General features: G+C 68.8%; 3 protein-coding genes. 2 read left to right on the forward strand and 1 reads right to left on the reverse strand.

Going from position 1 to position 3,367, the window contains the following annotated elements; translation table 11 throughout:
• The coding region (locus VGJ14_01600; GenBank protein ID HEY2831092.1) for a transposase at window positions 1-415 on the reverse strand (415 nt) is incomplete at its 3' end.
• Between the two features lie 325 nt (window positions 416-740).
• Between VGJ14_01600 and istA the strand changes: the two genes are divergently transcribed.
• Together istA and istB are read left to right on the forward strand one after the other, a co-directional pair.
• On the forward strand, window positions 741-2,255 hold the full coding sequence (gene istA / locus VGJ14_01605) for an IS21 family transposase (protein ID HEY2831093.1): 1,515 nt from the start codon (window positions 741-743) through the stop codon (window positions 2,253-2,255).
• Entirely contained in the window at window positions 2,252-3,028 is a 777-nt protein-coding gene (gene istB / locus VGJ14_01610; protein HEY2831094.1) for an IS21-like element helper ATPase IstB, read from the forward strand. Before istA ends, istB begins: the two co-directional genes overlap by 4 nt.
• Window positions 3,029-3,367: the final 339 nt, after the last annotated feature.

Below are 3,367 nucleotides of genomic sequence, written 5' to 3' on the forward strand. Positions count from 1 at the left end.
ACCCCTTCGCATACAGCGACAGCACGATCTCATCGACATCGGTCAGCCGCCGCTGCCGTTTCTTGACGATTTGCGGTTCGAATGTTCCTTCCCGATCTCGTCGTACGTCGATGGCCACTTCTCCGGCGGCGTCCGAGATCACGGTCTTCGGCCGAGCGCCGTTCCGCACATTGACCGAGTCCCGACCAGGGTCCGCCTGATTCTTCTCGTGACCGAGATGCTCGGTCATTTCCTCGTTCAGCGCCACCTCCAACACATTCTTCGTGAACAACTTCAACAACCCACCCGGACCGGTCAGCTCCAACCCGCGCTGCCGCGCCTCGGCCACCATCGCCGCCGCGGCGGCCTGCTCCGGCGACAGCTGCCGCCCTGACTTGGTCACGTTCTCCCGTGTGTTCACGGAAACCGATGTCATCACTCACAGCGCCCATCCCGCCGGACCCAGCCCGGCGTGTCGGGCCGGAAACACCGTTCCTGGGACAGTCCTGGGCTGAATGCGCGGATGAGTCACGGTGGCATCTATCTGAGGCATCAGGGTCGTCAGTCCCAGGTAGTTGAGTCATGATCGCTCGTGGGTGTCCATGGCCATGGGAAAGTCCTCGCTGATGGCCAGGTGTAGGTCCCCGCTGGTGGCCAGATAGAAGTCCTCACCCCTCGTTCGTCGTGTCGACCCGGAGCGTGGGCCCTGGGCGGTGACGGTGGCGGTGCCAACCAGTCACCGCACCGCCCAGGGGGCTCCATTGAAGTCTGCGAGGGAACGGATGGACATCATTTCCGCCTACCGCGAGGTGGGCAGCTATCGTGGCGCGGCTGCGATCAGCGGCACCACGCCGAAGACGGTGAGGCGGGTGATCGCCCGGCATGAGTCCGGCGGCGCGGCGTCGACCCGGGTGCCGCGTGGCCGTAACTACGACGCGGTCATCGAGTTGGTGGCCGAGCGGGTGGAGAAGTCGAAGGGCCGGATCACCGCGAAGCGCCTCCTGCCGGCCGCCCGCGCCGCGGGCTATGAGGGGTCAGCCCGCAACCTTCGACGGCTGGTCGCGGCGCGGAAAGCGTTGTGGCGCAACGACAATCATCGCGGTCGGCGCCCGGCGGTGTGGTCACCAGGTGAGCATCTGGTCATCGACTGGGGGGTGCTGGGCGGGTTGCACGTGTTCTGCGCGGTGCTCGCGTGGTGCCGGGTCCGGTTCGTGCGCTTCGCCGACAACGAGCGCGCCGACACGACGCTGGCGCTGCTGGCGGAGTGCTTCGATCAGTTGGGCGGGGTCCCCGCGGTGGTGCTCGCCGACCGGATGGGGTGTCTGAAGGGCGGGGTGGTCGCGAACACGGTCGTGCCGACGGCTGACTACGTGCGCTTCGCTGCCCATCACGGGTTCCGTCCCGATTTCTGCGAGGCGTCGGATCCGGAGTCGAAGGGGATCGTGGAGAACCTGGTCGGCTATGCCAAGACCGACCTGATGATCCCCGGCGTCGGCGGGTCCGGGGAGCCGTTCACCGACCTGGAGGCGGCGAACGTCGCGGCCGCGGCGTGGTGTGTCGAGGTCAACGCCGTGATGCACTCGGAGATCCGCGCGGTGCCGGCCGAGCGGCTGAGCATCGAGCGGGAACTGCTGGCCGCGTTGCCGTCGCTGCGGGCGCGCATCGGCAGGTCAGTGATCCGCAAGGTCGACCGGCTGGCCTGTGTCCGCTTCGGGTCCGCCCGCTACTCGGTCCCGGTTCGGTTGATCGGCCAGCAGGTCCGCCTGCACGTCGAGGCCGACCGGACGCTGTCGATCATGGCCGGTACCGGCGAGGGTGACATGGTGGCCGAGCACCTGCTGGTCGCGCCCGGTGAGGCATCGATCCACGATGATCACTACGGTGGGCCACGCCCGGCACCGCGCCGAGCGGTGCGCCCGAAAACGGTGCAGGAGAAGGCGTTCTGCGCGCTCGGCCCGACCGCGGAGGCGTTCATCACCGGCGCCGCCGCGGCCGGCAACACCCGCCTCGGTCCCGAGCTGGTCGAGCTGAACACCCTGGCCGCCGCGCACGGCGAACGACCGTTCCTCGACGCCCTGGGCAGGGCGGTCGCGTTCGGCCGCTGGCGAGCCGCGGACGTGCGCTCCATCCTCGCCGCCGGCACCGGAACACCACAGCCCACCACCGCCGGGGACGCCCTCGTGCTCGAACTGCCCCGCGTCCCGACCCGCCCCCTGACCGACTACGCCCTCGGCGGCACCGCGACCGGCAGCGCCGCGGCCGGGAATTCGTCGTGAGCGCGGCCGCGCCGGTGTTGGCGCCCGACCTCGCGGCCGGGTTGCGCCGTCTCAAGCTTGCCGCGATGCGCCAGCTCGCCCCGGAGCTGCTGGCCACCGCGAAGACCCAACGGTGGACACCGGAGGAGCTGCTGCGCACCCTGGTCGAGGCCGAGATCACCGCCCGCGACGCCTCCAACGCCCGCACCCGCGCCAAGGCCGCCGCGTTCCCGGTCGTCAAGACCCTCGACGAGTTCGACCGCGCGGTGTCCACGATCAAACCCGCGACCCTCGACTACCTCGCCAGCCTGGAATGGATCACCGCGACAGAGAATCTCTGCCTGGTCGGACCGGCCGGTACCGGCAAGAGCCACCTCCTGGTCGCGCTCGGCGTCGCCGCCGTTCAAGCGGGGCACCGGGTCCGCTACTTCACCGCCGCCGAGCTCGTCGAGACCCTCTACCGCGGCCTGGCCGACAACAGCGTCGGCCGGGTCATCGACACCCTGCTCCGCAACGACCTCATCATCTGCGACGAGGTCGGGTTCGCCCCGCTCGATGACACCGGAGCGCAGCTGCTGTTCCGGTTCATCGCCGCCGCCTACGAACGCCGCGCCCTGGGCATCGCCTCGCACTGGCCCTTCGAGTCCTGGGGCCGGTTCCTGCCCGAGCACACCACCGCCGTCAGCCTGCTCGACCGACTGCTGCACCACGCCAACGTCGTGGTCACCGACGGCGAGTCCTACCGCATGCGCGAAGCCCGAACCCGCCAGGAAGGAGCCGCCAGAAGGAGCTGATCAACCCGAGGGGTGGGGACTTTTACTTGGCCACCAGCGGGGACCACAACTTGACCGTTGACAGTCTGGTCCCGCCTGATGCTTGACTGTCTGCGATGACTACCGCAGCGCGTGTCTCTGTCTCTGTTGCTGTCTCTGTTGCTGACTGTCTGGTCTGCTGACTGCCTGCTGACTGAGTACGCGATAACTGTCTGGTCCCACCGCACCATCCTGTGTTGCCGAATTCCCCTCTATGGGATCAAGCGCGCCGCCTGCGGCGGCGCGTAGCCAGCTTTCGACGTAGCTCACGTGGCCGCCGGCCCAGCCACGACACTGCGCGCGGCCCTGCGGGCCGTGCTC

The sequence above is a fragment of the Sporichthyaceae bacterium genome (assembly GCA_036493475.1).
Lineage (GTDB): Bacteria > Actinomycetota > Actinomycetes > Sporichthyales > Sporichthyaceae > DASQPJ01.